Below are 24,549 nucleotides of genomic sequence, written 5' to 3'. Positions count from 1 at the left end.
CTGCGGGAGATTTTCGTGAAACTGACAAAAAAATGTAATATAAATCCCTTTCATTACAGTTTTATGACAGTAATATTTCTGTCATACAGTGCATCACACTTCGCATCATCTGCCCATGCCGCCGGCACCAATGATGCAATTGCCCTGATGGAAAAACAGATACACGCCATGCAGGCCCAGCTCGAAGCCATGAAGCAGAAACAGGCTGCCGAGAATCGGCGTGTCCGTGCTGAACTGGCCCGCCAGAGAGAACTGATTGAGGCCGACCCTTATGCCCCCCGGGAAAGGCTGCTTGGCCCGGCAGCCGCGGCGGGGCATCTGGCGTCCTCCCGGACCAGGCATGACGATGTATTCGGCCTTGGTGACAATGCCATCCTGACCCCTTCCCGCACGGCCAGTACCCCCTATGGCGAGCTGACAGCCATTCCACCCGCCCATCCAGACCTTTACAGCCCGCTGCGCCGGGGGCAGCTCCAGATTGGCGGTATCCGCCTGACTCTGGGGGGATATCTGGAGGCCGCAGGCGTCTGGCGCTCCCGCAACAGTGCTGCCGATATTGCCAGTGCCTATAACGGCATTCCCTGGCATAACCAGCCTGCCTCCCACATGAGCGAATTCCACCAGACAGAGCGGCAGAGCCGGCTGGCCCTGCTGGCAGAAGGGATGCTGACCCGGAAACTGGTAGCCGATGCCTATGTGGAGACGGATTTCCAGGGTTCCGGCTCATCATCCAACTCCCGCCAGTCGAACTCCTACGTCCTGCGTGCCCGTGTCGTTTATGGTGAACTGAAGAACCACGAAGATGGCTGGTACCTGCTGGGTGGGCAGAGCTGGTCTCTCATCACGCTCTACAACAAGGGCCTGCTGGCCCGTGACGAACAGACCCCCATGGTCATCGAGGCCCAATACGTCCCCGGCTTCAACTGGACACGCAACGCCCAGTTCCGTGCTGTCAAAACCTTCGGCAAGGAGGAACGTTACGCTGCTGGCCTATCCATCGAAAACCCCAGTGCCGTCCCGGCTGGTGTATCTCCCTGCTCCAACGCTGCCAGACACTGCACCACGACCGACCGGCTGACCGGCACGAACGTCAACAACCCTTCCACCTACTACACGACCGACCCGGCACCGGACCTCATCGCCAAGATCGCTGCCGACCCCGGCTGGGGCCATTACGAACTTACTGGCGTCATGCGCTTCTTCCGGGACCGGACCAGCACGCTGGGAGGAGGAAGCAACCATACCCGCATCGCCGGTGGAGGCGGGGGCGGCATGGTCCTGCCCCTCATCAACAGGAAACTGTATTTCCAGGCCTCCGGCCTTGTCGGCACGGGCCTGGGCCGCTACGGCACGTCCAACATGCCGGATTATACCTACGGGCGTAACGGTGCCGTCACACCCCTGCCGGAAGCCAACCTGCTGCTCGGCCTCTATGGCAACCCTCTCAAGACCCTGAAACTCTATTCCTATGCCGGGGCAGAAACTGTCCTCAGCCGCCGTTCCTTTGATGAAGATGGCAGCCATTACGGCTATGGCAACCGTGGTTTCGACATGCGGGGCTGCTTTACAGAACTCGCCACCAACTGTGCTGCCTCCGGCAACATCCGCACAGTGGCGCAGGCAACCGGGGGGTTCTGGTACACGGCCGCCAAGGGTGATTATGGCACCCTGCTGGTGGGGGGGCAGTATTCCCACACCCATGTGCAGGCCTTCTCCGGCGTAGGGGGCAAACCCAAAAGCGACGCCGACATGGTCCTGATGTCCCTCCGCTACCAGCCCTTCAATTGAGGAGTGATGTGTTTCCCCTAGCCAGCACCGCCTGCACCTGACAGAAACAGAATGATCGTTCCATTCTTTCCAGCCCGAAGGAGACCCCATGCACATCACCATGATTGGCGGCGGTTACGTCGGGCTGGTATCAGGGGCCTGCCTGGCGGCCTTCGGGGCGAATGTAACTGTCATCGAGCATGATCCTGCACGGCTGGACCGCCTGAAAACCGGAACCATGCCCATCTATGAACCCGGGCTTGAAGAGCTGGTTGCCGCACAGCGGCAGGCGGGACGGCTGGCCTTTTCTGGTGATCTGGCCACCGCCCTCCAGAAAAGCCGGGCCGTCTTCATCGCTGTGGGAACACCCACCCGCCGGGGCAGCGGCCATGCTGACCTGAGTTACGTCCATGCCGCCGCACGGGCCATTGCCACCCATGCCCCTGACGGCCTGCTGATCGTCACGAAATCCACCGTCCCGGTCGGGACAGGGCGGCAGGTCGCCGCCATCGTGCGGCAGGCCCGGCCCGACCTGACCTTTCACATCGCCTCCAATCCCGAATTCCTGCGGGAAGGCCACGCCATTGCCGACTTCATGCAGCCGGACCGCGTCATCATCGGGCTGGAAGAACAGCTGGGCGCTCCCTCCACCGCCCGCACCCTGCTGGAAACACTTTACGCCCCCCTGTCCGGGCCAGCGGGCCGTCTGCTCTTCATGGGGCTGGAAAGTGCGGAACTGACAAAATACGCCGCCAATGCCTTCCTCGCCATGAAGGTCACTTTCGTCAATGAAATGGCCGATCTCTGCGAAGCCACAGGCGGCCAGATTGCCGACGTAACCCGTGGCATGGGGATGGACCCCCGCATCGGCCCCCATTTTCTCACACCCGGGCCAGGCTATGGTGGCTCCTGCTTCCCCAAGGATACGCAGGCTCTGGCAACCTCCGCACGACAGGCCGGAACCCCCACGCAACTCATCGAAACCACCATCGCAGCCAATGAGGCCCGCAAACGCCGCCTTGCCGAGCGCATCCTTGCTCTGGCCGGGGGTGACATCACACGCTGTACCATCGCCGTACTGGGGCTCACCTTCAAGGCCCATACGGACGACATGCGGCAGGCCCCAGCCCTGACCATCCTCCCCCTGCTGCACGAGGCCGGTGCCACGCTGCGGGCCCATGACCCGCAGGGCATGGAGACAGCCTGCACCCTGCTGCCAAAAGGCATCACCTACACCGCCACCCCTCTTCAGGCCGCCGAGGGGGCTGACATGCTGCTGGTCCTGACAGAATGGCCCACCTTTGCCGCTCTCACCCCGGACCAGCTCGCCCCCCGGATGCGTGGCAGGCTCGTGCTGGACTACCGGCAGATATGGCGGAAAGATGAATGGCTGGAAGCCGGCTTCCATTATCACTGCCTGGGCAGCGCCCCCCTGCCGCCACATACCTGCCCATAAAGCGGGCTATCCTCATGCGGTCAGGCTGCCTATAATGGTAGCCATCAATGACGGAATCATGAACGGGGGCAGGCTGACAGGGCCTGCGCCCTGTCCGTTTCCGCAGGCGGTACAATCCTGCCATCTCTTGTAGCCGGGAGTTCCTGAGTGAACATGCGTAACGTCCAGACCTGTCTTTCCCTGTTGCTCGGGTGCGGCATGTGCCTTGGTGCCATGCTGGGTGGGACCCTGATGGCCAGCAGCGCTCTGGCAGCCGATGTGCGCACTCCCCTCCATGCGGACGAGCTGGACCTCAGCGTGCCCTGTGCGCAGGTCCATATCCGGGCTGATGCCGCCCTGAAAGACAGCGTGGTGGTCGAAGAGGCTACCGGCCTCACCCCGGATATCCAGACAACCCGGGACGGGACGGAAAGCCATATCCGCCTCGCCCTGCACAACTGCCCAAAGGGCGGACGGCTGACCCTGCACCTCTCCAGCGACACGGCGCTGACATTGCATGACAGCCCACAGGCCCACATCATCATCAGTGGCACACTCACCACGCTGGAAAGCAATCTGGATGATGCGTCCCTTCAGGTGGACCGTGTGGAATCGCTGGACATGTCCATCTCCGGCACGACACAGGCCCACATCCACCAGCTGAACCGTGCAGCACAGCTCAATGCCACAGGGGGGAGCCACCTTGAGGTGGATACCGCCCTTCTCTCCGCCTTTTCGGCCCAGATGTCCGACAGCAGCCATCTTTCCATTACCGAAGGGCAGATTGACAGCCTGACACTGAATGCCTCCCAGCAGGCAGATGCCTCCATCATGGCCACGGTCAACAATGCCAGCATCACCACCAGCGATGCTGCCAGCGTCACGCTCAGCAAGGTGACAGGCACCGTGCAGGATGGGGGAACAAAGCACATCACCCACGCCAGCCCGCCAGAGGCCACCCCGGCAAAACAGGCCGCAGGACCGGCACCTGCCGCCCAGCCCCCCCAGCCGGATGGCCAGGCACAGGGGCTGAACAATCCTGCCGTTCCCCATGTACCGAAGCAGGCTGCCGGAACATCCACCCCTCCTGCTGGAACAGCAGCCGGACAGACGGCGGGGACACCCGTCCGGCCCGCAGTGCCCGCTGTTGCGCCCCCCGCCACACCGGCAGCAACACCCCCTGCGTCCAGCCCCGTTCCACAGGCCCCCACTCCCGCACCACCGGCATCAGCTACATCCCAGCCTGCCCCACAGGCGCCGCAGGCAGGCACCCCGGCAGGGGCGCAGAACACACCATCGCGATGACCGGCAGAGAACAAAGGCAGACCGTGTGAGAGCTCTATCCCTTCCCTTCATCTTTCTTGGCCGTGGCATACTGGGAGGCCTGCACCATGCCGGGGCCCTCAGCCTGTTCGCCCTGCGGGGGCTGGGAGGCATTTTCCGCCTGCCCGTTTACGGGCAGGTCATTCTGTCCTGCCTGGTCGAGATCGGCTTTCTCTCGCTACCTGTCGTGGCCCTGACAGCCATATTTTCCGGTGCCGTCATCGCTTTGCAGTCCTATAGCGGCTTCAGCCAGTACCATGCCCAGAATGCCGTTGGTGGCATCGTGGTCATGTCCATCACGAAAGAGCTGGGGCCAGTTCTGGCAGGCCTCATGGTGGCTGGCCGCATCGGGGCAGCCATTGCGGCACAGATCGGCTCCATGAGGGTCACAGACCAGATTGACGCCCTGAACACACTGGCAACCGATCCAATCAAATATCTCGTCACGCCCCGCCTGGTGGCAGGTATCCTGGCCCTGCCGTTCCTCGTCCTGATCGCCGACATCCTGGGCGTTGCCGGGGGCTTCATCGTTGCAGTGGGGAAGCTTGGCTTCAGCCCCGCACTCTACATTCATGCCACCCATGCCTCCCTGCACAGCCATGACGTACTGGTCGGACTGCTGAAGGCGGCTGTCTTTGGATTTCTCATCACCCTGCTGGGCTGTTACGAAGGCTACAACAGCCGGGGTGGAGCCGAGGGTGTCGGCCGGGCGGCGACAGCAACCGTCGTCGCCTCCTCCATCCTGATTCTCGCCTTTGACTACCTGCTGACGGATCTCTTCTTTACCGCATGATGACGTCTTCCTCCTCTTCCCGGACGGCAGCACCGTCTGGCCAGCCCCGCCTCCGCATCCGTGGCCTGAGAAAATCCTTCGGAGACCGGACAATCCTCAACGGGATTGATCTGGATGTGCCAGCCGGGAAATCCACAGTCATCATCGGAGGATCCGGCAACGGAAAGTCCCTGCTGTTGCGCTGCATCCTGGGATTGATCGAGCCTGATGAAGGCACCATCGAGATTGATGGCGAGAACATCATCGGTGCCTCGCGCAGCCGACGTGGAACCCTGCTGAAACGGATCGGAATGCTGTTCCAGAATGCTGCGCTGTTTGACAGCATGAGCGTGATGGACAACGTCCTTTTCGGTCTCACTGCCAAGAGCCATGGCCGGCGCCGTGATCGGGCCACGCAGGAGAAGGAAGCTCTGCGCCTGCTGGAACAGGTCGGGCTGGGACCGCATGTGGCTCCACTCAACCCGGCGGAGCTCTCCGGCGGCATGCAGAAACGTGTCGGACTGGCCCGTGCCCTGGCCGGACAACCGGACATCCTCTTCTTCGATGAACCCACGACCGGGCTGGACCCCATCATGTCCGCCGTAATCGATGGTCTCATCAGCAGCTGCGTCACCCAGCGGGGGGCCACGGCGCTGACCATCACCCATGACATGACCTCCGTCACCCGCATCGGCGACCATGCCGCCATGCTCTACGGGGGGAAGATCATCTGGCAGGGGCCGGCCAATACGCTGATGCACAGTGGCAATCCGATTGTCGATCAGTTCACCCACGGGCGGCTGGACGGCCCGATCCCCACCAGTGGCATGACGGCCAACCCTGCGGAAAAACGCTGACATGGCCCGGAAACCTGCCAGCCTGTTCGTCTGCCAGAACTGCCAGGCCCAATACCCCAAATGGACAGGCCGCTGCGAACAGTGCGGCGAGTGGAACACTCTGGAGGAAGAAACCAGAACCGCCACCCCCAGCCGTAGCGCCACCACACGAAAAGGTGCGGGCCTGAAAACGACACGGCTGGATGGCAAGGCCACCCCTCCGGCCCGGCTGGACACGAACATGGCGGAGCTGAACCGGGTGCTGGGCAGCGGGCTTGTGCCCGGCTCGGTCGTGCTGGTGGGCGGAGACCCGGGCATCGGCAAATCCACCCTCATGCTCCAGATGACCTGCGCTCTCGCCAGAGCGCAGCACAATGTCCTCTATGTCTCCGGGGAAGAGGCCATCGACCAGATCCGCCTGCGGGCACGGCGGCTGGAACTGGACCGTGACCCCAAGGCGCTGGACCAGCTGGAGCTGGCCGCCTCCATCAATGTCAATGACATCACGGCCTCGCTGGAAGAAAGACGGGCTTTTCAGGTCGTCGTCATCGACTCCATCCAGACCATGTGGCTGGAAGGCGTGGCCAGTGCCCCCGGTTCGGTCTCGCAGGTCCGCAGCTGTGCCTTCGAGCTGATCCGTCTGGCCAAGACACTGGGGTTTGTCCTCATTCTCATCGGCCATGTCACGAAAGAAGGAGCCCTTGCCGGCCCCCGTGTGCTGGAACATATGGTCGATGCCGTGCTGTATTTTGAAGGTGACCGGGGCCATCAATTCCGCATTCTCCGGGCAGCCAAGAACCGTTTCGGAGCCACGGACGAGATCGGCGTCTTCGCCATGACCGATACCGGCCTGCGGGAAGTACCCAACCCTTCCGCCCTGTTTCTGGCCGAACGGCATGGCAATATTGCCGGTTCTGCCGTTTTTGCCGGGCTGGAGGGAACACGCCCCATCCTGCTGGAGGTGCAGGTCCTGCTTTCTGCCAAAAGTGGTGATGGAGCCGCCCGCCGTGCCGTACTGGGCTGGGACAGCTCCCGACTGAACATGGTTCTGGCCGTGCTGGAGGCGCGCTGCGGACTGAAACTAGGCAGCCTGGATGTCCACCTCAACATCACCGGCGGGCTGAAGGTCACCGAACCGGCTGCCGACCTTGCCGTAGCCGCAGCCCTGATCTCCGCCGCCACGGGCCAGCCCACTGCCCCTGATGAAGCCTATTTTGGCGAGATCGGTCTTTCCGGAGAAGTCCGGCAGGTCAGCCAGACAGGCATCAGGCTGAAAGAAATTGCCAAGCTGGGCTTCCGGCAGGCAGTCATCCCCCGCCATGTAGGCACCGCCAACGCCCGCCCCAAAGCCCCGCACACCCTCACCATTGCTGAAACGGGACATCTGAGCGACCTCGTCCGCCGCTTTTCCCCGGCTGGAAAAGATTAAATCATCTTTATTGTCTTGACCGGCCCGCCAGCAATTCTGAAACATGATGGGTAATTCCTCCATCTGTTCACAAGAGAGGCCGCATGACCATCTCTTCTCCCCCTCCGCAGCCGGACGATAAAAAGCGTTTTGCCGCCCACCACGTCCGCTTTCCCCATATCCACCTGCCTCATATCCGGTTTTCCCACCGGGAACTGGTGGACCGCCCCTTGGCTGGCAAACCTCACCCTGACCAGCCCCTCCACTGGAAACTGTATGCCATGGAGGCCATCGCCACGGCCATCATGCTGACCATCGGCATCAGCACGACCACCATCCTGGCGTCAGACCGGTCCCCCTTTGCGGCCATGCTGGCCCCGCATCCCATCATCCGCTCTGTCCTGATCGGCCTGTTCTTCGGGCTGGCAGGGACAGTCGCCACACTGTCCCCCTTCGGCAAGGTCAGCGGTGCACATCTCAACCCCTCCGTGACGCTGGCCTTCTTCCTGACGAAGAAAATCCGTTGGCCAGATGCGCTGGGTTATCTCGGGGCACAACTTGTCGGGGCCTTCAGCGGGACACTCATTTCCTGCCTGGGGATCAGCCTGCTGCTGCCTTTCTGGCAGCCCATGGTCAGCCAGATCAATTATGCCGGAACATTCCCTTCCAGCAATTACGGCCTCGGCCTTGCCGCCCTGATGGAAGCCATCGCCACGGCGGGACTGATCATGATCATCTATTTCACGGCCTCACGCCCGAAATTACAGCATCTGACGACATGGATCTGCGCCTTCTATTTTGCCGTCACCAACCCGTTGATCGCCGGGTTCTCCGGCAACAGCACGAATTTCATGCGGACACTGGCCCCCGATACACTGGCCCATAACCTGCATGGTGTGTGGATCTATCTTGTCGGCCCCTTCATTGGCTCTGCACTGGCACTCCAGCTTGCCCGCATGCTCTTCTCCATGCATGGGCTGAAAGAGGCCCGGATCGTCAATTTCGGCCATCACGGGCGTGTTCCCCGCTACACGGCACCTGACGCCACCGGCCCCTCACCGGAAGAGCTCAAACGGCAGGACAGAAAGAAAAACTGACAGAAACGGGAGCGAAAGCAGAAGCCCCGTCTCTTACCCTTCCGGCTCCCCGTCCAGCACCCGGACGGGTTCCTGCCCCCGTGTCAGGTCCCGCAACCAGGCCTCCACGGCCATGCGCTCCTGCACGGGGACAGCCAGCTCCATCGTAGCACCAGCCGCTCCAAAATCGCAGCGCCGTGTTTCCACATTCCAGCCCGGCAGTTTGGCTTCCACCTCAGCAAAAACGGGAAAGGGGCAATGAAAGCCAAGGCGGATACGCTCCACCCGCTCGATCCTGGCGGCCTCCCGCAGGCAGGCCGCTGCCGCACCGCCATAGGCCCGGACCAGACCACCGGCCCCCAGCTTGATTCCTCCAAACCAGCGGGTCACGACCACCATGACCCCGTCAAAGTCCTGCCCTTCTATGGCTGAAAGAATCGGACGGCCCGCCGTACCGGATGGCTCGCCATCGTCACTGACACGATACCGCCCTCCCACACGGAAGGCCCAGCAGTTATGGGTGGCATCCGGCACGGCCACCTCTGCCAGAAAGGCCATCGCTCCTGCCTCGTCCTCCACAGGGGCGGCCAGAGTCCGGAACACGCTATGGCGGATGATGCTTTCATGCTCGGCAATGCCGTCCAATGTCCAGGTCATGCCGCCCATTCTGCCGCAGAATACTCCTGCTGTCAGCCAGAAAGCCTGCACGGGCACAAGAACACCACCACGGACCGGGCAGCCATGAGCCCTCCCCTTCATTCCCTCGCCACCTCATGCAGGGGATAGAAAAAAGCCCCCCTTCAGGCTAGTAGTTCCTGTGCGCATGGTATCCGCAGGGACGGTCCCTCCGCCCCGAATGGCCAGAAAACGCCATCCGTCATGCGTCCCGGCAGGGGCCTCCCGGCTGCCCTGCCAGGTTCCTTCCGGTCCGGCCGAGACGCCTTCTGGCCCCGGCCTTTCTGTTATATGCAGGGTGCCTGCACGGTCACAAAGAGGTCAGATTTCCCCATGCTTTCCACTCTGACAAGCCGCCTCAATGCGTTCTGCGGCCGTCATGTCACCCTTGTCCTGACCATCTTCATGCTCCTCTGCGTGGGATCAGCCTGGCTGAGCATGACCCAGCTGGGCATCACGACAGAGACGGACAGGCTGTTTGCCGACACGCTGCCATGGAAGCAGAAAAACCGTCAGATAGAGAGCCTCTTCCCCGGCGAGAAGAACACCCTCGTCGCCATCATCAGCGCTGCCACGCCGGAAGAAGGCCGGGAAACCGCCAATGCCCTTACGGCTGTCCTTTCCCGGGACACGACCCATTTCGACCGGGTGGACCAGCCGGATGCCAACCCTTTCTACACCCGGAATGCCTTCCTCTTCATCGATACGAAGCAGCTGGAACCGCTGATGGATTCCACCATTGCTGCACAGCCCTTCCTTGGCATGTTGGCAGCAGACCCCTCGGCCCGTGGGCTGTTTGGCACATTCAGCCTCATGGCCACGGCCATACGCAGCAATCAGCCCATCCCTGCCAGTTTCAATACCGCTCTTGATGGCCTGACACGGACCCTCAACGATGGTCTTGCTGGCCATGCTGTTCCTCTTTCATGGGAAAAGCTGCTGGCCGGTGGCCTGAGCGACCTAGGCAGCCATTACCAGTTTGTCGTCACCCACCCGAAACCTGACTTCACCTCCTTCGAACCGTCCGAAGCCGCCACGGCGGCCATGCGGACCGCACTGGACAGCCTGCCTACTGTAAAGGCTGGTCGGGCCCATGCGCTCATCACCGGAGAAGCCAAGCTGAGTGATGAGGAATTCTCCACCGTGGCCCAGGGCATGATCATCGGGCTGTTCATCTCCCTCGCTCTTGTCACGCTCTGGCTCCTGCTGGCCGTCCGCTCGCTGCGGGTGGTCATTCCCATCCTCCTCACGCTCATCATCGGGCTGCTGCTGACAACCGGCTTTGCCACACTGGCCGTTGGTACCCTCAACATGATCTCCGTGGCCTTTGCCATCCTGTTTGTCGGCATTGCCGTGGATTTTGCCATCCAGTTCGGCGTGCGTTTCCGCTGCCAGAAGGATGAACAGGGGCGGCCTCTCTCCCCCCTCGCCGCACTGGACCGCACAGGCCTGGAAAGTGGCGGCCAAATATTTGTTGCCTCTCTGGCCACCGCAGCGGGCTTTCTTGCCTTCACGCCCACCAATTTTGTCGGCGTGGCCCAGCTGGGGCTGATTGCCGGTGGCGGCATGGTGATCGCTTTCATCTGCACGCTGACGCTGCTGCCTGCCCTGCTGCGATTCTTCCGGGCCATGCCGGGGGACAACCTCCGGGGCTTCACCTGTCTTGAACCACTGGACAGGGCCCTGCACCGTTTCCGCCTGCCCGTGCTGGCCATCTTTGCCGTGCTGGGGCTCATCGGAGCCGGGCTGGCGCCATCCCTCATGTTCGATGCCGACCCGCTCCATACCAAAAATCCCAATACGGAAGGCATGAAGGCCCTGAGCCTGCTTGAGGAGAACCCTCTCACCACACCCTACAATGCCCAGGTGCTTGTCCCCGACACGGCAACGGCAGGCCGGCTGGCCGCCGCTCTTGGCAAGCTGGACAGCGTGCATGATGTTCTCTGGCTGGGAGCTCTGGTCCCGGACGATCAGGAAACGAAACTCCAGCTGATTCATGAAGCTGCCGACATCCTGCTGCCCACGCTTTCCGTTGCCCATCCGGCACCGCCCCCCTCGGCAGCGGACCTCCGGGCAGCAGCTCTCAAAGCGGCACATGATTTTGATGGGCTGGATGACAGGCTTTCCCCTTCCCTGAAAGCCCTTCATGCAGCGCTGGAACACCTCTCCACAGCACCCGATGCCACGCTGATGGCCACCAATGAAGCCCTGACACGCTTCCTGCCGGGAGAGCTGAGCCAGCTGAAGGCGCTGCTCGCCCCGTCCCCCATCACCCTTGATACCATCCCCAAAGACATACGCAGCGACTATATTGCCTCCACAGGGGCTTACCGGCTGATCATCCACCCCAATGGGCGCATGTCCGAAACGAAAACACTCCACCATTTCGTGCATGAGCTGGAAAGCGTAACCCCGGACATCTGCGGCCCTGCGCTGGAGATCATCGCCAGTGCGCAGACCATCACACACGCCTTCATCACGGCGGCCCTGTGTGCCATCGTGGCCATCGCGCTGATCCTCTTCGCCACGCTGCGCCGCCTGCTGGATACGCTGCTTGTCCTGCTTCCGCTACTGCTTTCCTCCCTGCTGACCGTCATTCTGATCATCACGGTGCCGGAGCAGCTCAATTACGCCAACATCATCGCCCTGCCACTGCTGCTGGGCGTTGGTGTTTCCTTCAACATCTATTTTGTCATGAACTGGCGTGCGGGCCTTCAGAACCAGCTTTCATCCCCAACAGCCCGGGCCGTGCTGTTTTCTGCCCTGACAACCGGCTCCGCCTTCGGCTCACTGGCAGCTTCAGCCCATCCGGGGACAGCCAGCATGGGCCGGCTGCTGCTGCTCTCTCTTGGCTGTACGCTGGTCTGCACCCTTCTGTTCATCCCGGCCCTGCTGCCACGCCACCGAACGACAAAAAACTGACCGGCTGAAAGGTGAACATCCTCACCTTCTGCTGGATCAGCCCTGACACCTGCCCATGCTGGCAGATGTCAGGGGCTCACCGTTCCGTGAAAAAAGTCAAGTGCATCTTATATGAAAATCACAGAGAAAAGGAAATCCTATAAATAAATAGGTAATAAAATTTCCCCCTACCCTTCTTTTTCAGGGCAGGACATCTGATCAACATCAAAGAATAATCCACTGTTTTATAATGATAATCTCAAGAAAAAACCACGGATGGAGCAGGTCCGTTTTTTCCGTCTGAAAGGTTTTTCATGTTATTGTGAAAGGTTTATTCTGTAAGAACCTTTTGCACATTCTTGCCTTAAATCAATGTTGAGGAGCATTTTTTCCCGTCTTCTTCCGCTCAACAATTCACAGACGAGCCTGACAGAAGACAATGAGACATTTCTCCCTCTCCCGCACCATCCTATGTACCACACTTCTGGCAACAGGTTTCGGCACTGCTTTTTCCTCCGCTCATGCTGAAACCTCCACACTGGATGCACCACAACAGCGCAGCATTCTGGACCGCATCATGCACACGGCTCCCGGTGGTTGCCCCAAGGATGACGGAAAAACCACCCCCAACCCCTACGGCGTCTGGGCACGGGGCGATGGCAGCGAGACGGGCTTCGGCCCGGTCTCCCAGTATGGCACACCCGCCGGGATGGACAGCATCAGTGCCCCCGGGAAAGGCATCTGCGACAGGGGCGATCCCTTCGATTCCTACAAACACATGAAGCTGAATGACAGCGGGTCCATCTGGCTCAGCCTGGCTGGGGAAACACGCCTCAACAACTGGTATGACAAACGCCCCGTTTTCGGTGCGGCCATCGACCCCACCACCTCCATGAAGGCACGGCCCTTCAATTCAGGCCGCTTTGCCGTCCGCAACCTCTGGAGTGCCGACCTGCATCTAGGCCAGCACGTGCGCTTCTTCGGCCAGCTCATCAATGCCGATGCTGGCGGGTGGCGTGGATACAGCTATGACGGTACGTTCCGCAAAAACCTGGACCTGCAACAGGCTTTTGTGGAACTCAGCGGCAAGGCTGCGGGGGGGCATGGCGGCTTCATTTTCGGTCGCCAGCAGTTCCTGGATGCCCCGGATTACATGATCGGCAACCGTGACGTGCTGAACGTACCGCTCAGCTGGGATGGTTTCCGCATCTATGAACACTGGAACCGGGTCCGTTTTGACGGCTTCTACTTCATCAACACAAAAAACAACCATACGGACAGCTTCCGTGGCGGCAATTCCCTCTTCCACGACACGCTGGATTACAAGACACGGCTGTACGGGGCCAATGTCACCATCGCTCCGCCTGATTTCCACTTTCTCGGCGAGAAGGGCTATTCTTTCATCAACCTTTTCTATTACGGTTATGAAATAAATGGCGGCCCTGCCCAGCAGACCGTGATGTACAACGCCTCCGCCCTCGGCCACACGAAGCGCAACAATTTCGGCCTGCGCTGGCATGGTGAGGCCGGTCCCATCAGCTTCTCTTTCGGCGGGGCCTACCAGCAGGGCACGTTCTACCAGTCCTACAACAGGGCCAACCATTATGACCGCATGAACCGCAACGTGAATGCCTGGTCCATGAACGGTACGGTGGATTACCACTTCCGCCATGTCATGTGGCATCCGACCATTGGTGTGCAGGGTGATGCCTATTCCGGCGGTGGTGCCCGTGGAACGACCGGCAGCGTGAACACCTACATCGAACCCTTTGGTGTGAACACCAACTATCTGGACCCGACCAACTACCTGACCGGCCAGAACCTGATCGACTTCGCCCCCAAGGCCAGCTTCTCACCCACCAGCTACCTGACCTTCCAGCTGAAGCTGCCCATCTACTGGCGTTACAGTGCAGGGGACGACACCTATTCCATCTATGGCCGCAACATCTTCCAGCGGCAGTTCACCTCCGGCATGTTCAACTCCTACAATCATGATTCCTTTGTCGGCATTGCTCCGCAGATGGCCGCCAGCCTGCGCCTCGGCCCGCATCTGACATGGGATCACCACGTCGTCCGCTTCCTCACCTCCCATGCCATGCATCAGGTTGGTGCCCGCGACGCAACCTACTATCAGTCCTCCCTGACACTGACCTACTGAGCACCGGCGTCACACGCCCTTTCCCAGATCGCTCCTGCCGTGATACCACGCAGGGGCGATCTGCGTTCCCACCTCTCGGGAATGGCATTTGCATCCCTGTGACAATGAGTCCATAATCAGTCCTTCATTGGTCCTGTTTTATCACTACCAGAAGGGTCCGCCATGCAGGCTGTCTTTCGCAACGCCATGAGCCGCCTTGGCTCCCCTGTCGTTCTTGTCACGACTGATGGTCTAGCAGGCCGGCATGGGCTGACTGTCTCTGCCATTACCAGCGTGACGGACACGCCTCCCACCGTTCTGGTCTGCCTGAACCGCAGCAACCAGTCCCATAGGGCCTTTCTGGAAAATGGCAGGCTGGGCATCAGCATTCTCGGCAAGGGGCATGACACTCTTGCCTGCGCTTTCGCCAACAGCACCCTTTCTTCTACAGACCGTTTCGGTTACGGAACATGGCAGACTGGTCCGCTTGGCTCACCGCTTCTGGATGGTGCCCTTGCCACGCTCGACTGTACGATAGACGATACCCACAGCATCGGCACACATGACGTGCTGATCTGCCGTGTGCATACCATCACCGTCAAAGACGGAGCTGGTCACGGTCTGACATGGTTCGACCGCAGCTTCCATTATCTGCCCCCGAAATGCACACCCTGCTGACACGCTTCAGAAAAGGGCATCTCCCAGCAGCTTGATGTTCAGTCCGACAATCACCAGCACAACCAGCCAGGACAGCACAGCCAGAAGAGGGGAAAGATGGAATCGCCCCATATGCTTCCGGCTGGACACGAACCAGACCAGCGGAACCATGGCGAAAGGCAGCTGCATGGACAGCACGACCTGACTGAACACCAGCAGGTCACCCACCTTGCCCTGCCCGAAAATGGCGATCACGACGATGACGGGCAGAACAGCCAGCCCCCGGGTCAGCAGACGCCGTGCCCAGTAGGGCAGACGAAGATGCAGGAAGCCTTCCATGACAATCTGCCCGGCCAGCGTCCCCGTCACGGTGGAGTTGGTACCCGCAGCAAGCAGGGCTACGGCAAACAGTGTGGAGGCCAGCCCGAACCCCAGCACGGGGGAGAGGAGCTTCCACGCATCGCTGATCTCCGCCACGTCCTGATGCCCCGTGCCATGGAACGCCGCTGCTGCCACGATCAGGATGGCTGCATTGATGAAGAGGGCAAGCGTCAGGGCCAGTGTACTGTCCCATGTAGCCCAGCGCAGCGCATCCTCCCGCCCTTCATCCGTGCGGGTATAGGTACGGCTTTTGACCAGCGAAGAATGAAGATAAAGGTTGTGGGGCATGACAGTCGCCCCGATGATGCCTATGGCCACATAGAGCATACCCGGATTGGTAAAAACCTCTGACGAGGGGAGAAACCCTTTCAGCACCGCTCCAACAGGCGGGGCCGCTGCGACAAGCTGCACACCAAAACAGACAGCAATGATCCCCAGCAGGGTGATGACGAAAGCCTCCAACGCTCTCATGCCCCGCCGCATGAGCAGCAGAACAATGAACACGTCCAGCACGGAAATCAGCGTTCCGGCCATGATGGAGATGCCGAACAGCAGATTCAGGGCCACAGCCGTGCCGATGACCTCCGCCAGATCACAGGCGATGATGGCCAGTTCACAGGTCAACCAGAGAGGCAGGCTCAGCCCCCGGGGCAGCCAGTCCCGGCAGGCCTGTGCAAGGTCTTTCCCCGTGACGATCCCCAGCCGGGCGGCAAGGGCCTGAAGCAGGACGGCCATGATGTTGGCCAGCAGAATGACGGACAGCAGCCGATAACCGAACTGGGCCCCGCCCTGGAGGTCGGTCGCCCAGTTGCCGGGGTCCATGTACCCCACGGCCACCATGTAGCCCGGCCCCACGAACGCCAGAAACCGGCGGAACCAGAAGCTCGCCCTTTCCGGCACTGTGACGGCACCGTGTCCGGCATCCCCCACAGGCATGGCAGCATCAGCTTCTTTCACGGTTCCGCCCCTCCCGTCATCCGCACCTGCCTGGCTCAGGCATCGGCCTTGTCCTTGAACCACACCTCAACCGGGCCAGTCAGCTTCAGTGTCATGGGCCGACCACGACGGTCCAGCGTCCGCCCGACGGACACGCGGATCCAGCCTTCACTGATGCAATATTCCTCAACATTGGTCTTCTCTTCTCCCCTGAAGCGGACCCCAATACCACGGAGCAGAATCTCCTCATTGAAGTACGGGCTGTCCGGGTAGATCGAGAGACGATCAGGAACTGTATCACTCATCCGTCAATTCATCCTTTTACAGAGTATTGCCACACCACCACGGCACGCTTCTGGTGATGATGATCCTCCTCCATAACAGGCAACCAGCCAAAAAGAACCCCCCAATGTGATACGGGCCGCCACCCCCTCAGGGATGGACGGCCCGTCCTCATATCTGACAACCGGACAATCAGACGACTTCAAACATCGCTTCAACCTCAACTGGCGCATTCAGCGGCAGGCTGGGCACCCCGACGGTGGAGCGGGCATGCTGCCCGACTTCCCCGGCGAAAACCTCCGCTGCCAGATCAGACGCCCCGTTCATCACGGCAGCATGATCGGTAAAGTCCGGCGTGCAGGCCATGAAGCCCCCAAGACGCACGACACGGCGCACCCGGGACAGATCACCATTCAGGGCCGTGTTCAGCTGGGCCAGAATGTTGATGAAACAGGCCCGGGCACAGGCCGTCCCCGCCTGATTGGAGACCTCGGCCCCCAGTTTGCCGGTAATCAGCAGCTTGCCATCCACCAGCGGCAGCTGCCCCGACACGACCAGCAGATTCCCCGTCCGCACGACCGGCAGATAATTGGCAACCGGGGCTGCCGCCACGGGCAATTCGATGTTCAGTGCGGCAAGGCGGCTTTCTGGTGTGGACATGATGATCTTCCTTTCCTGTTCATCACTTCATTGAATGGGCTGACCGTCACACTGCGCCGTAAAGAAAGCCTTGCCAAGAGGAAGAGACGGGAAACACCCTTCATCCCGCTGCACGATCCAGTGCCTGAGCCAGATCAGCCAGAATATCCTCGGGATGTTCCAGCCCGACAGACAGACGGACATAGCCCGGCGATACACCAGCCGCCTTCTGTTCCGCCTCGCTCAGCTGTGCATGTGTGGTGGACGCCGGATGGATGGCCAGACTCCGGGCATCCCCAATATTCGCCACATGATAGAAAAGCTCCAGCGCATCAATGAAACGCTGACCCGCTTCCCGGCCACCGGGCAGCTCGAATCCGACAAGTCCACCCAGTCCTCCTTTCAGGACGGCTTCGGCCCGCTGGCGGGCCTCCCCCTCCTGCACGGCAGGATGGATCACACGCTCCACATCACGACGCGCCTGCAGGAACTGCACCACCTTCAACGCATTCTCGCAATGGCGGGGCATCCGCAGGGGCAACGTCTCCACACCCTGAATGAGCTGGAACGCATTGAAAGGCGACAGAGCCGCCCCGCCATCCCGCAGCAGCACGGCCCGGGCCCGCAGCGCATAGGCCACCGGCCCCAGCGGGCGGGCGGCCTCCGTCCAGATGGCACCATGATAGCTGGGGTCAGGCCGTGTCAGCAGTGGATGACGCTGCCCCCAGTCAAACTGGCCACCATCAATGATCAGCCCGCCAATGGATGTCCCATGCCCGCCAATATATTTGGTGGCCGAATAAACCGTAATGGCAGCCCCCTGCTCCAGCGGGCGGGCCAGCAGAGGGGCTGCGGTATTATCCACAATCAGCGGAATCCCCTGCGCCCGCCCTGCCTTGGCAATGGCCGCCATGGGCGGCACAACCAGCTTGGGATTCGGCAGGGTTTCCAGATACCAGGCCCGTGTCCGCTCATCGCTGGCCGCCTCAAAAGCAGCCGGGTCAGAAGGGTCCACGAAACGGACCTCCACTCCCATGTTCTTCAGCGTATGGGCAAACAGATTCCATGTTCCGCCATACAGGTCCGTCCCGCTGACAATATTGTCCCCTGCTTCTGCCAGTGTCTGTATCGCCACGGTTGCCGCCGCCTGGCCGGACGCCACAGCTACGGAGGCCGCACCACCCTCCAGCGCCGCCATGCGTTTTTCAAACACATCCACGGTCGGATTGGTCAGGCGGGAATAGATCATGCCCACATCCTTCAGCGCAAAACGGTCCGCAGCCTGCTGGCTGCTCTCGAACTGATAGGATGTTGTCTGATGGATGGGTGGCACGACCGATCCCGTTACCGGGTCTGCCCGCCAGCCTGCATGAAGGGCCAGTGTTTCAGGGTGCTGTATCTTCCGGACCATTGGAGCGTCTCCTTGCGTGCATCATGACATCGGCTCCACCGTGCCCGAGAATGCCCCCGTCCGTCCAGCACCGCGCTCCATGCCTTCTCTGCCGCAGCTCCTGCCAGAACCATTTCTTTACAGAAATGAAGAAACTGCAATAGCTCTCATAGGTAATATAGGATTGATTTTATCCAGAATGACTCTATAAGCAGCGCTTCTTCTTGTTTTTTCAGTCCGTTAAAGAGTTACAGTCATGCAACTTGCTTCCCTTGTTCGCAATGAGACGGGTGTGGACAATGCACCGACAGTTGTCATGCTTCATGGGGTTTTTGGGCGGGCCCGCAACCTCGGCATTCTCCAGAGAGCCTTGAGTCCCTATTTCAACACGGTTGCGTTTGATCTCCGATGCCATGGCGACAGCCCCCATGCGCCCATTTCCTACCCGGAAATGGCCAAGGACGTGCTGGAAAGCATGGATGCCCTGGGCATTGAAGACGCCTACATCGTGGGGCACTCCATGGGCGGCAAGACGGCCATGGCCACTGCGTTGACAGCACCGGAGCGCTTCAGGAAACTTCTGGTAGCGGACATTGCCCCGGACATCATGATCCACGGTCAGCACGATCTGGCGCAGCAGCTGTACCACACGCCGCTCCCGGCCCTGAACAGCCATGCCGAAATCCGCAAGTTCCTTCATGACCTGACAGAAGACCCTTCCGTTGGCGAGCTGATCGCCCAGCACATCACGCCCGGCAACCCGGCCCGGTGGAACATCGGCGTGACGGACATCGTCGCCAGCTTCCCCGTCATCCAGTCCTGGCCGGATGTCTTCAAGGGCAAGACATGGGACGGTCCGGCCCTATTCATCCGGGGCGGAAACTCTCCCTACATCAAGCCGCAGCATCATGATGTCATCCGGGGTTACTTCCCCCAGGCGGACATCAAGACCATTCCCAACACCGGGCACTGGCTGCATGTGGAAGACCCGACCAGCTTCAACAGCCTGATGCTGGAGTTCCTGCGGGGCTGAGCACAACCTCCCTCCAGTCCAGAACGAAAAAGGGCCGCTCCCATGCCGGGGCGGCCCTTTCTTCATGACAGGGTCTCCTGCCTCACCCCTGCTTCAGACGTTCCGACAGGCTCATGGCATGGGCGTCCAGCCCTTCCTCCCGGGCAAGAATCACACCGGCGGGGCCGACCTTCTTCAGCCCCTCCATATCCGTCTCGATGGATGTCGTCCGCTTCAGGAAGTCATAGACGGAAAGACCGGAGGCAAAACGAGCTGTGCGGCTGGTCGGCAGGACATGGTTGGGACCACCGACATAATCCCCGACTGCCTCCGGGCAGAACCGCCCCATGAAAATCGCCCCAGCGTGACGGACCTTCCTGCTGAAGGCTCTCGGGTCATCCAGCAGGACCTCCAGATGTTCAGGGGCAAATTCGTTTACCACCTCGGCCGCCTCATCTTCCGACCGGACAATCACGACTGCCCCACAATCCTCCCAGCTTCTGCGGGCGATCTTCGCCCGGGGGAGTGTTTTCAGTTCTTCTTCCACTGCCACAATGACCCTGTCGGCAAAGGCTTCATCCTGCGTGATCAGGACGGACTGCGCCTGCTCGTCATGTTCTGCCTGTGCCAGAAGATCAATCGCTACCAGACGGGGATCATTGCTGCCATCCGCCACCACCACGACCTCGGACGGACCGGCAATGCTGTCGATTCCCACATGGCCGAACACCTGCCGCTTGGCTTCCGCCACGAAGGCGTTGCCCGGCCCCACGATGCGGTCCACCGGGGCGATGCTCTGCGTGCCATAGGCCAGGGCACCCACGGCCTGCGCCCCGCCAATGCGGTAAATCTCCGTCACGCCACAAAGCCGGGCCGCCTCCATGACCAGAGGATTCAGCACGCCATCCGGTGTCGGCACGCACATGGCCAGCCGTCTGACACCAGCCACATGAGCCGGAAGGGCGTTCATCAGCACGGAGGACGGATAGGCCGCCTTGCCACCGGGCACGTAGAGGCCGGCGGCATCCAGTGCCGTCCAGCGCATCCCCAGCCGCAGCCCGGCATCATCCGTATAATCGAGGTCCCTGGGCAGCTGGGCCTCATGAAACGCCCGGATGCGCTCTGCCGCCAGGGCAAGGGCCTCCTTCGTCTCCGGGGCAACACGGTCTGCCGTCTCCCTGATCTCCGCCTCACTGATGCGCAGCTGGTCGGGGGTCAGGGCCAGCCGGTCGAACCGCTCCGTATAGTCACAGAGAGCTTCATCGCCCCGTTTCTGCACGTCGGCCAGAATGGCCCGTACCGGCTCCGCCACGGAGCCGCTCTGCTCACCACGGCGGGCCAGAACGGCCTTCAGCTCCGTTGCGAACTGCGGGGATGTCGTATTCAGGCGTTTCATCAGATGGACTCTCCCTTCCGGGCAGACTGGGCAACGGCAGACCGGAACCGTTCGATCAGGCTGCCGACTTCCTCGGGGCGGGTTTTCAGGGCGATGCGGTTCACGATCAGGCGGCTGGTCACATGGGCGATGGTTTCCACCTCTTCCAGCCCATTGGCCCGCAGGGTGGAGCCTGTATCCACAAGGTCCACGATCACGTCGGCCATATCCAGCGCCGGGGCCAGCTCCATCGCCCCATGCAGATGCACGATCTCGGCATTGATGGCGCGGGAAGCGAAATGGCGGCGGGCAATGGCCGGATATTTGGTCGCCACCCGCAGCCGGGACCGTCCTTCCGGCGGCTCTTCATCCCCGCTTCCCTTCGGGCGGGCCACGGCGATGCGACACCCGCCAATGCCAAGGTCCAGCGGTGCATAGAGATCGGGATAATCGAACTCCATCAGGACATCCGCCCCGCAGACACCAATATCAGCCCCACCATAGGCCACGAAGGTTGCCACATCGAAGGACCGGACCCGCACGACATCCAGCCCCGGCTCGGACGTGGGAAAACGGAGGCGGCGGCTGCTCTCATCGAGACAGTCCTGCGCCGGTTCAAACCCCGTATGATGCAGGACAGGACGTAGGGCCTTGAGGATCCGCCCCTTGGGGAGGGCCAGAATAAGCGGCGTCTTCGCCTGCATATCAGTCATCAGTAAGCTCCTGCTTGCAACATACGGGGCCAGCTTATCAGAGCCGCTTTCAGCCCGCTACTGGCCAGAGGGCGGCAACATCCCGGCGGCGGGCACGGGCCAGACGGCTGGCCGACAGCACGGCCCGTGCCTCTTCCACAGCCCGGTCCAGATCATCATTGACCAGAACGTAATCAAACTCCGGCCAGTGCGAAATCTCGCTCATGGCGGCCTTCATGCGGGAGGCGATTTCCTCCTCACTGTCCGAGTTCCGCCCACGCAGGCGGGACTCCAGCTCTTCCAGCGAGGGAGGCAGGACGAACAGCCCCACCACATCATCCGGCATGGCCCGGCGCATCAGGCGGCAGCCCTGCCAGTCAATGTCCAGAATCACGTCACGCCCGGCGGCAAGAGCTTCCTCCAGCGGCGCACGGGGAGTGCCGTACCCACGGCCGAATACCTCTGCCCACTCCAGCAGCTCACCATTGGCCGCCATGTGGCGGAATGTTTCCAGATCACGGAAGTAATAATGAACGCCCTCTTCCTCACCGGGGCGGGGGGAGCGGGTCGTGACGGACACGGACGTGAAGATGGTCGGGTCAGCCTTGCGGAGAGCCTGCGCTATGGTGGATTTTCCCGCCCCTGATGGTGCCGAAATTACCAGACACACGCCCCGTCGTGACTGCTCAACCATACCCTGCCTCATCTGCTTCCCTGTTCTGCCGTCCGGATGGCCTGCCCATCCACGGCCTCCGTTCCTGCCAGAAAAACACCTCCTTTGCCAGCAGAGGCCCGCTGTCACCCCACCGCATGGCCGGAATACCGTCAGGCCCGGGCTGCCTCTCATGTTTCTTCTGGCATTTCCGGCTGTTTCTGCTCTATCCTGCCTTAGCAGGTTCGTTTCCTGTCCGGGACACGGCCTGTATTGACCATAAAAAAGGAGTCCCATCATGGCATGGAACACACCGAAAGTAACCGAGATCCCTCTGGGCGGCGAAATCAACTCCTATGTCTGCGGCGAGAAGAAGTAATCTCCGCACGGGCATATGCGTGACAGGGAGGTGTTGGCAGACATGCCTGACCTCCCTGTTTCCGCACCTGATGGATCGGCGGGGCAGGTCCGTAGCCTGAGAGCGTCGCAGGTGCATAACACGGACACAACCAGCTGCTGCACTGCTGGGGAAAGGTGGTCTCTGTCGTGCTTGATGTCATTATTCTGGGCGCCGGTGCCGGTGGCGGTTTCCCGCAATGGAACTCCGCTGCACCGGGCTGCCTTCAGGCCCGTGAGGGCAGAAAAGCCAAGCCTCGCACGCAGGCCTCTCTGGCCGTCAGCGGTGATGGGGTTCACTGGTTCCTGCTCAATGCCTCACCGGACCTGCGCCAGCAGATTCTCGCCACCCCGGCCCTCCAGCAGCATGGCAGTACCCGTGGGACGCCGATCCAGGGGGTCATTCTTGCAGGGGCGGAAATTGATGCGATTACCGGCCTGCTGACCCTGCGGGAACGAGAACCCTTCACTCTGATGGGCAGCCCGTCTACCCTGGCCCAGCTGGACCGCAATCCCATTTTTGAGGCGCTGGACCGCAGCATCATTCCCCGCATCGCCCTTTCAGAAGGCACGACGGTGCCACTTCTCCTGAAAAACGGAGCCCCATCTGGCCTTGTGCTGGAAGTTTTCACCGTTCCCGGCAAGGCGCCCCTTTATGCCGAGGCGGAAGGCACAAAGCCTGACGACACGCTGGGTCTCTCCATCTCCGATGGACAAAAGACCATGCTCTTCGTCCCCGGCTGTGCCGAGATCACGCAGGCCCTGAAGGACCGTGCCAGCCGGGCTGACCTGCTCTTTTTTGACGGGACGCTCTGGCAGGATGACGAGATGATCCGCACGGGCCTCAGCCCCAAGAGCGGGCACCGCATGGGGCATGTCTCCATGAATGAAACAGACGGCCCGCTCCGACAGTTTGCTGCCTGTACAAGGCCGAAGAAATTCTTCGTCCATATCAACAATTCCAATCCTGTCCTCCTGGAAGACAGCCCCCAGCGTCAGGCAGCCGAGCAGGCGGGCTGGGTCATTGGTGAAGACGGGATGAGACTCAAGACCGAGGGACCGTCATGAACACTCTCCTTTCTCCTGACGAGCTGGAAGCCCGCCTCCGTGCTATCGGGGCGGAGCGCTATCACCGCCAGCACCCGCTTCACAAAGCCATGTATGAAGGCAGGCTGACCAAGGGTCAGCTGCAGGCATGGGCCCTGAACCGCTATTATTATCAGGCCCAGATCCCCCGGAAGGATGCCACCCTGCTCGCCCGCCTGCCCACGACGGAGCTGCGCCGTGAATGGCGCCGCCGGATTGAAGACCATGACGGTACGGCCGAAAGCCCCGGCGGCATTGCCCGCTGGCTGAAGCTGACCAACGGCCTGGGGCTTGATGATGACTATGTGACGAGCCTGAAGGGCCTGCTGCCTGCCACGCTGTTTGCCGTGGATGCCTACGTGGCCTTCGTGCGGGACCGCTCCATCCTGGCGGCCATTGCCTCCTCCCTGACAGAACTCTTCTCACCGACCATCATCGGGGAACGCATGGAGGGGATGCTCCGCAACTATCCCTACATCTCAGAAGATACGCTGGCCTACTTCAAACCCCGCCTGACACAGGCCCCGCAGGATTCCACCTTTGCGCTGAATTACGTCAAGGAACATGCCCGCACGCCGGAGCAGCAGCGGGAGGTCCTCGGTGCACTGGAGTTCAAATGCGCCATCCTCTGGCAGCTGCTTGATGCTCTGGACCATGCCTATGTGGAAGGCCATGTTCCGCCCGGTGCGTTCGTCCCTGAAACACCCTGATTCCTCTCCTG

General features: G+C 61.1%; 22 protein-coding genes. 14 read left to right on the top strand and 8 right to left on the bottom strand.

From position 1 onward, the window contains the following. Nucleotides 1-147 precede the first annotated feature (147 nt). The 7 genes from CO583_RS08345 (at nt 148) to CO583_RS08315 (ending at nt 8,638) form a co-directional block, all read left to right on the top strand. Complete coding sequence (locus CO583_RS08345; protein ID WP_143539847.1) at nt 148-1,788, top strand: hypothetical protein; 1,641 nt, start codon at nt 148-150, stop codon at nt 1,786-1,788. An 88-nt stretch (nt 1,789-1,876) separates the two neighbouring features. Beyond that, nucleotides 1,877-3,223 (top strand): UDP-glucose/GDP-mannose dehydrogenase family protein, encoded by a 1,347-nt coding sequence (locus tag CO583_RS08340; protein ID WP_248630746.1) that lies wholly within the window; start codon nt 1,877-1,879, stop codon nt 3,221-3,223. 153 nt (nt 3,224-3,376) lie between these two features. Beyond that, entirely contained in the window at nt 3,377-4,507 is a 1,131-nt protein-coding gene (locus CO583_RS08335) for a hypothetical protein (RefSeq protein ID WP_248630745.1), read from the top strand. 25 nt (nt 4,508-4,532) lie between these two features. Further along, nucleotides 4,533-5,318 (top strand): ABC transporter permease, encoded by a 786-nt coding sequence (locus CO583_RS08330; RefSeq protein WP_043559016.1) that lies wholly within the window; start codon nt 4,533-4,535, stop codon nt 5,316-5,318. After that, nucleotides 5,318-6,154, top strand: coding sequence for an ABC transporter ATP-binding protein (locus CO583_RS08325; RefSeq protein WP_052348997.1), 837 nt, complete (start codon nt 5,318-5,320; stop codon nt 6,152-6,154). The genes CO583_RS08330 and CO583_RS08325 overlap by 1 nt, the downstream gene beginning before the upstream one ends. A 1-nt stretch (nt 6,155) precedes the next feature. Further along, nucleotides 6,156-7,562: a DNA repair protein RadA gene (radA, locus tag CO583_RS08320; RefSeq protein ID WP_081562394.1), complete on the top strand. Its 1,407-nt coding sequence runs from the start codon at nt 6,156-6,158 to the stop codon at nt 7,560-7,562. Between the two features lie 83 nt (nt 7,563-7,645). Beyond that, nucleotides 7,646-8,638 carry an MIP/aquaporin family protein gene (locus CO583_RS08315; protein WP_103765650.1) on the top strand — a complete coding sequence of 331 codons (993 nt, stop codon included), beginning with the start codon at nt 7,646-7,648 and terminating at the stop codon, nt 8,636-8,638. 33 nt (nt 8,639-8,671) lie between these two features. Here CO583_RS08315 and CO583_RS08310 read toward each other — a convergent pair whose 3' ends face one another. Next, entirely contained in the window at nt 8,672-9,283 is a 612-nt protein-coding gene (locus CO583_RS08310; protein ID WP_043559417.1) for a YigZ family protein, read from the bottom strand. A gap of 342 nt (nt 9,284-9,625) precedes the next feature. On the opposite strand from CO583_RS08310, the gene CO583_RS08305 reads away from it, so the two are divergent. The 3 genes from CO583_RS08305 (at nt 9,626) to CO583_RS08295 (ending at nt 15,008) form a co-directional block, all read left to right on the top strand. Beyond that, nucleotides 9,626-12,214 carry an MMPL family transporter gene (locus CO583_RS08305; protein ID WP_248630744.1) on the top strand — a complete coding sequence of 863 codons (2,589 nt, stop codon included), beginning with the start codon at nt 9,626-9,628 and terminating at the stop codon, nt 12,212-12,214. Nucleotides 12,215-12,632: 418 nt separating this feature from the next. Then, nucleotides 12,633-14,351, top strand: coding sequence for an alginate export family protein (locus tag CO583_RS08300; RefSeq protein ID WP_081562396.1), 1,719 nt, complete (start codon nt 12,633-12,635; stop codon nt 14,349-14,351). A gap of 162 nt (nt 14,352-14,513) precedes the next feature. Further along, nucleotides 14,514-15,008 carry a flavin reductase gene (locus CO583_RS08295; RefSeq protein ID WP_248630743.1) on the top strand — a complete coding sequence of 165 codons (495 nt, stop codon included), beginning with the start codon at nt 14,514-14,516 and terminating at the stop codon, nt 15,006-15,008. A 6-nt stretch (nt 15,009-15,014) separates the two neighbouring features. On the opposite strand, the gene CO583_RS08290 is transcribed toward CO583_RS08295, so the two are convergent. From CO583_RS08290 to CO583_RS08275, 4 genes are all read right to left on the bottom strand, one after another. Then, entirely contained in the window at nt 15,015-16,304 is a 1,290-nt protein-coding gene (locus tag CO583_RS08290) for an Nramp family divalent metal transporter (protein WP_081563321.1), read from the bottom strand. A 56-nt stretch (nt 16,305-16,360) separates the two neighbouring features. After that, nucleotides 16,361-16,609 carry a DUF3297 family protein gene (locus CO583_RS08285; protein WP_043559024.1) on the bottom strand — a complete coding sequence of 83 codons (249 nt, stop codon included), beginning with the start codon at nt 16,607-16,609 and terminating at the stop codon, nt 16,361-16,363. A 169-nt stretch (nt 16,610-16,778) separates the two neighbouring features. Further along, nucleotides 16,779-17,249, bottom strand: a complete 471-nt coding sequence (locus tag CO583_RS08280; RefSeq protein WP_086431576.1) for a RidA family protein — start codon at nt 17,247-17,249, stop codon at nt 16,779-16,781. 97 nt (nt 17,250-17,346) lie between these two features. Continuing rightward, nucleotides 17,347-18,636 (bottom strand): O-acetylhomoserine aminocarboxypropyltransferase/cysteine synthase family protein, encoded by a 1,290-nt coding sequence (locus CO583_RS08275; RefSeq protein WP_081562399.1) that lies wholly within the window; start codon nt 18,634-18,636, stop codon nt 17,347-17,349. A gap of 235 nt (nt 18,637-18,871) precedes the next feature. Between CO583_RS08275 and CO583_RS08270 the strand changes: the two genes are divergently transcribed. Continuing rightward, nucleotides 18,872-19,648: an alpha/beta fold hydrolase gene (locus CO583_RS08270; RefSeq protein WP_043559029.1), complete on the top strand. Its 777-nt coding sequence runs from the start codon at nt 18,872-18,874 to the stop codon at nt 19,646-19,648. A gap of 82 nt (nt 19,649-19,730) precedes the next feature. Here CO583_RS08270 and hisD read toward each other — a convergent pair whose 3' ends face one another. Genes hisD through gmk form a run of 3 tightly spaced genes read right to left on the bottom strand, consistent with a single transcriptional unit; the run spans nt 19,731 to nt 22,388 of the window. Next, the gene (gene hisD / locus CO583_RS08265; protein WP_081562401.1) at nt 19,731-21,023 is read right to left on the bottom strand and encodes a histidinol dehydrogenase; all 1,293 of its coding nucleotides are present in this window, start codon (nt 21,021-21,023) and stop codon (nt 19,731-19,733) included. After that, a complete protein-coding gene (gene hisG, locus CO583_RS08260; RefSeq protein WP_043559032.1) occupies nt 21,023-21,715 on the bottom strand; it encodes an ATP phosphoribosyltransferase in 693 nt (230 codons plus the stop codon). Before hisG ends, hisD begins: the two co-directional genes overlap by 1 nt. Nucleotides 21,716-21,764: 49 nt before the next feature. Continuing rightward, nucleotides 21,765-22,388, bottom strand: a complete 624-nt coding sequence (gmk, locus tag CO583_RS08255) for a guanylate kinase (protein WP_043559423.1) — start codon at nt 22,386-22,388, stop codon at nt 21,765-21,767. Nucleotides 22,389-22,644: 256 nt separating this feature from the next. Between gmk and pqqA the strand changes: the two genes are divergently transcribed. The 3 genes from pqqA to pqqC all read left to right on the top strand — a co-directional run bounded on the left by pqqA (nt 22,645) and on the right by pqqC (nt 24,538). After that, nucleotides 22,645-22,725, top strand: coding sequence for a pyrroloquinoline quinone precursor peptide PqqA (gene pqqA / locus CO583_RS08250; RefSeq protein WP_043559425.1), 81 nt, complete (start codon nt 22,645-22,647; stop codon nt 22,723-22,725). Between the two features lie 167 nt (nt 22,726-22,892). Continuing rightward, complete coding sequence (gene pqqB / locus CO583_RS08245) at nt 22,893-23,810, top strand: pyrroloquinoline quinone biosynthesis protein PqqB (RefSeq protein WP_043559430.1); 918 nt, start codon at nt 22,893-22,895, stop codon at nt 23,808-23,810. Then, nucleotides 23,807-24,538 carry a pyrroloquinoline-quinone synthase PqqC gene (pqqC, locus tag CO583_RS08240; protein WP_043559033.1) on the top strand — a complete coding sequence of 244 codons (732 nt, stop codon included), beginning with the start codon at nt 23,807-23,809 and terminating at the stop codon, nt 24,536-24,538. The genes pqqB and pqqC overlap by 4 nt, the downstream gene beginning before the upstream one ends. Nucleotides 24,539-24,549: the final 11 nt, after the last annotated feature.

This window comes from Parasaccharibacter sp. TMW2.1882 (assembly GCF_023337635.1).
Taxonomy (GTDB): Bacteria; Pseudomonadota; Alphaproteobacteria; order Acetobacterales; family Acetobacteraceae; genus Bombella; species Bombella apis.
Note: the sequence above shows the minus strand (reverse complement) of the source record. Positions and strands in the feature narration are given on the sequence as shown.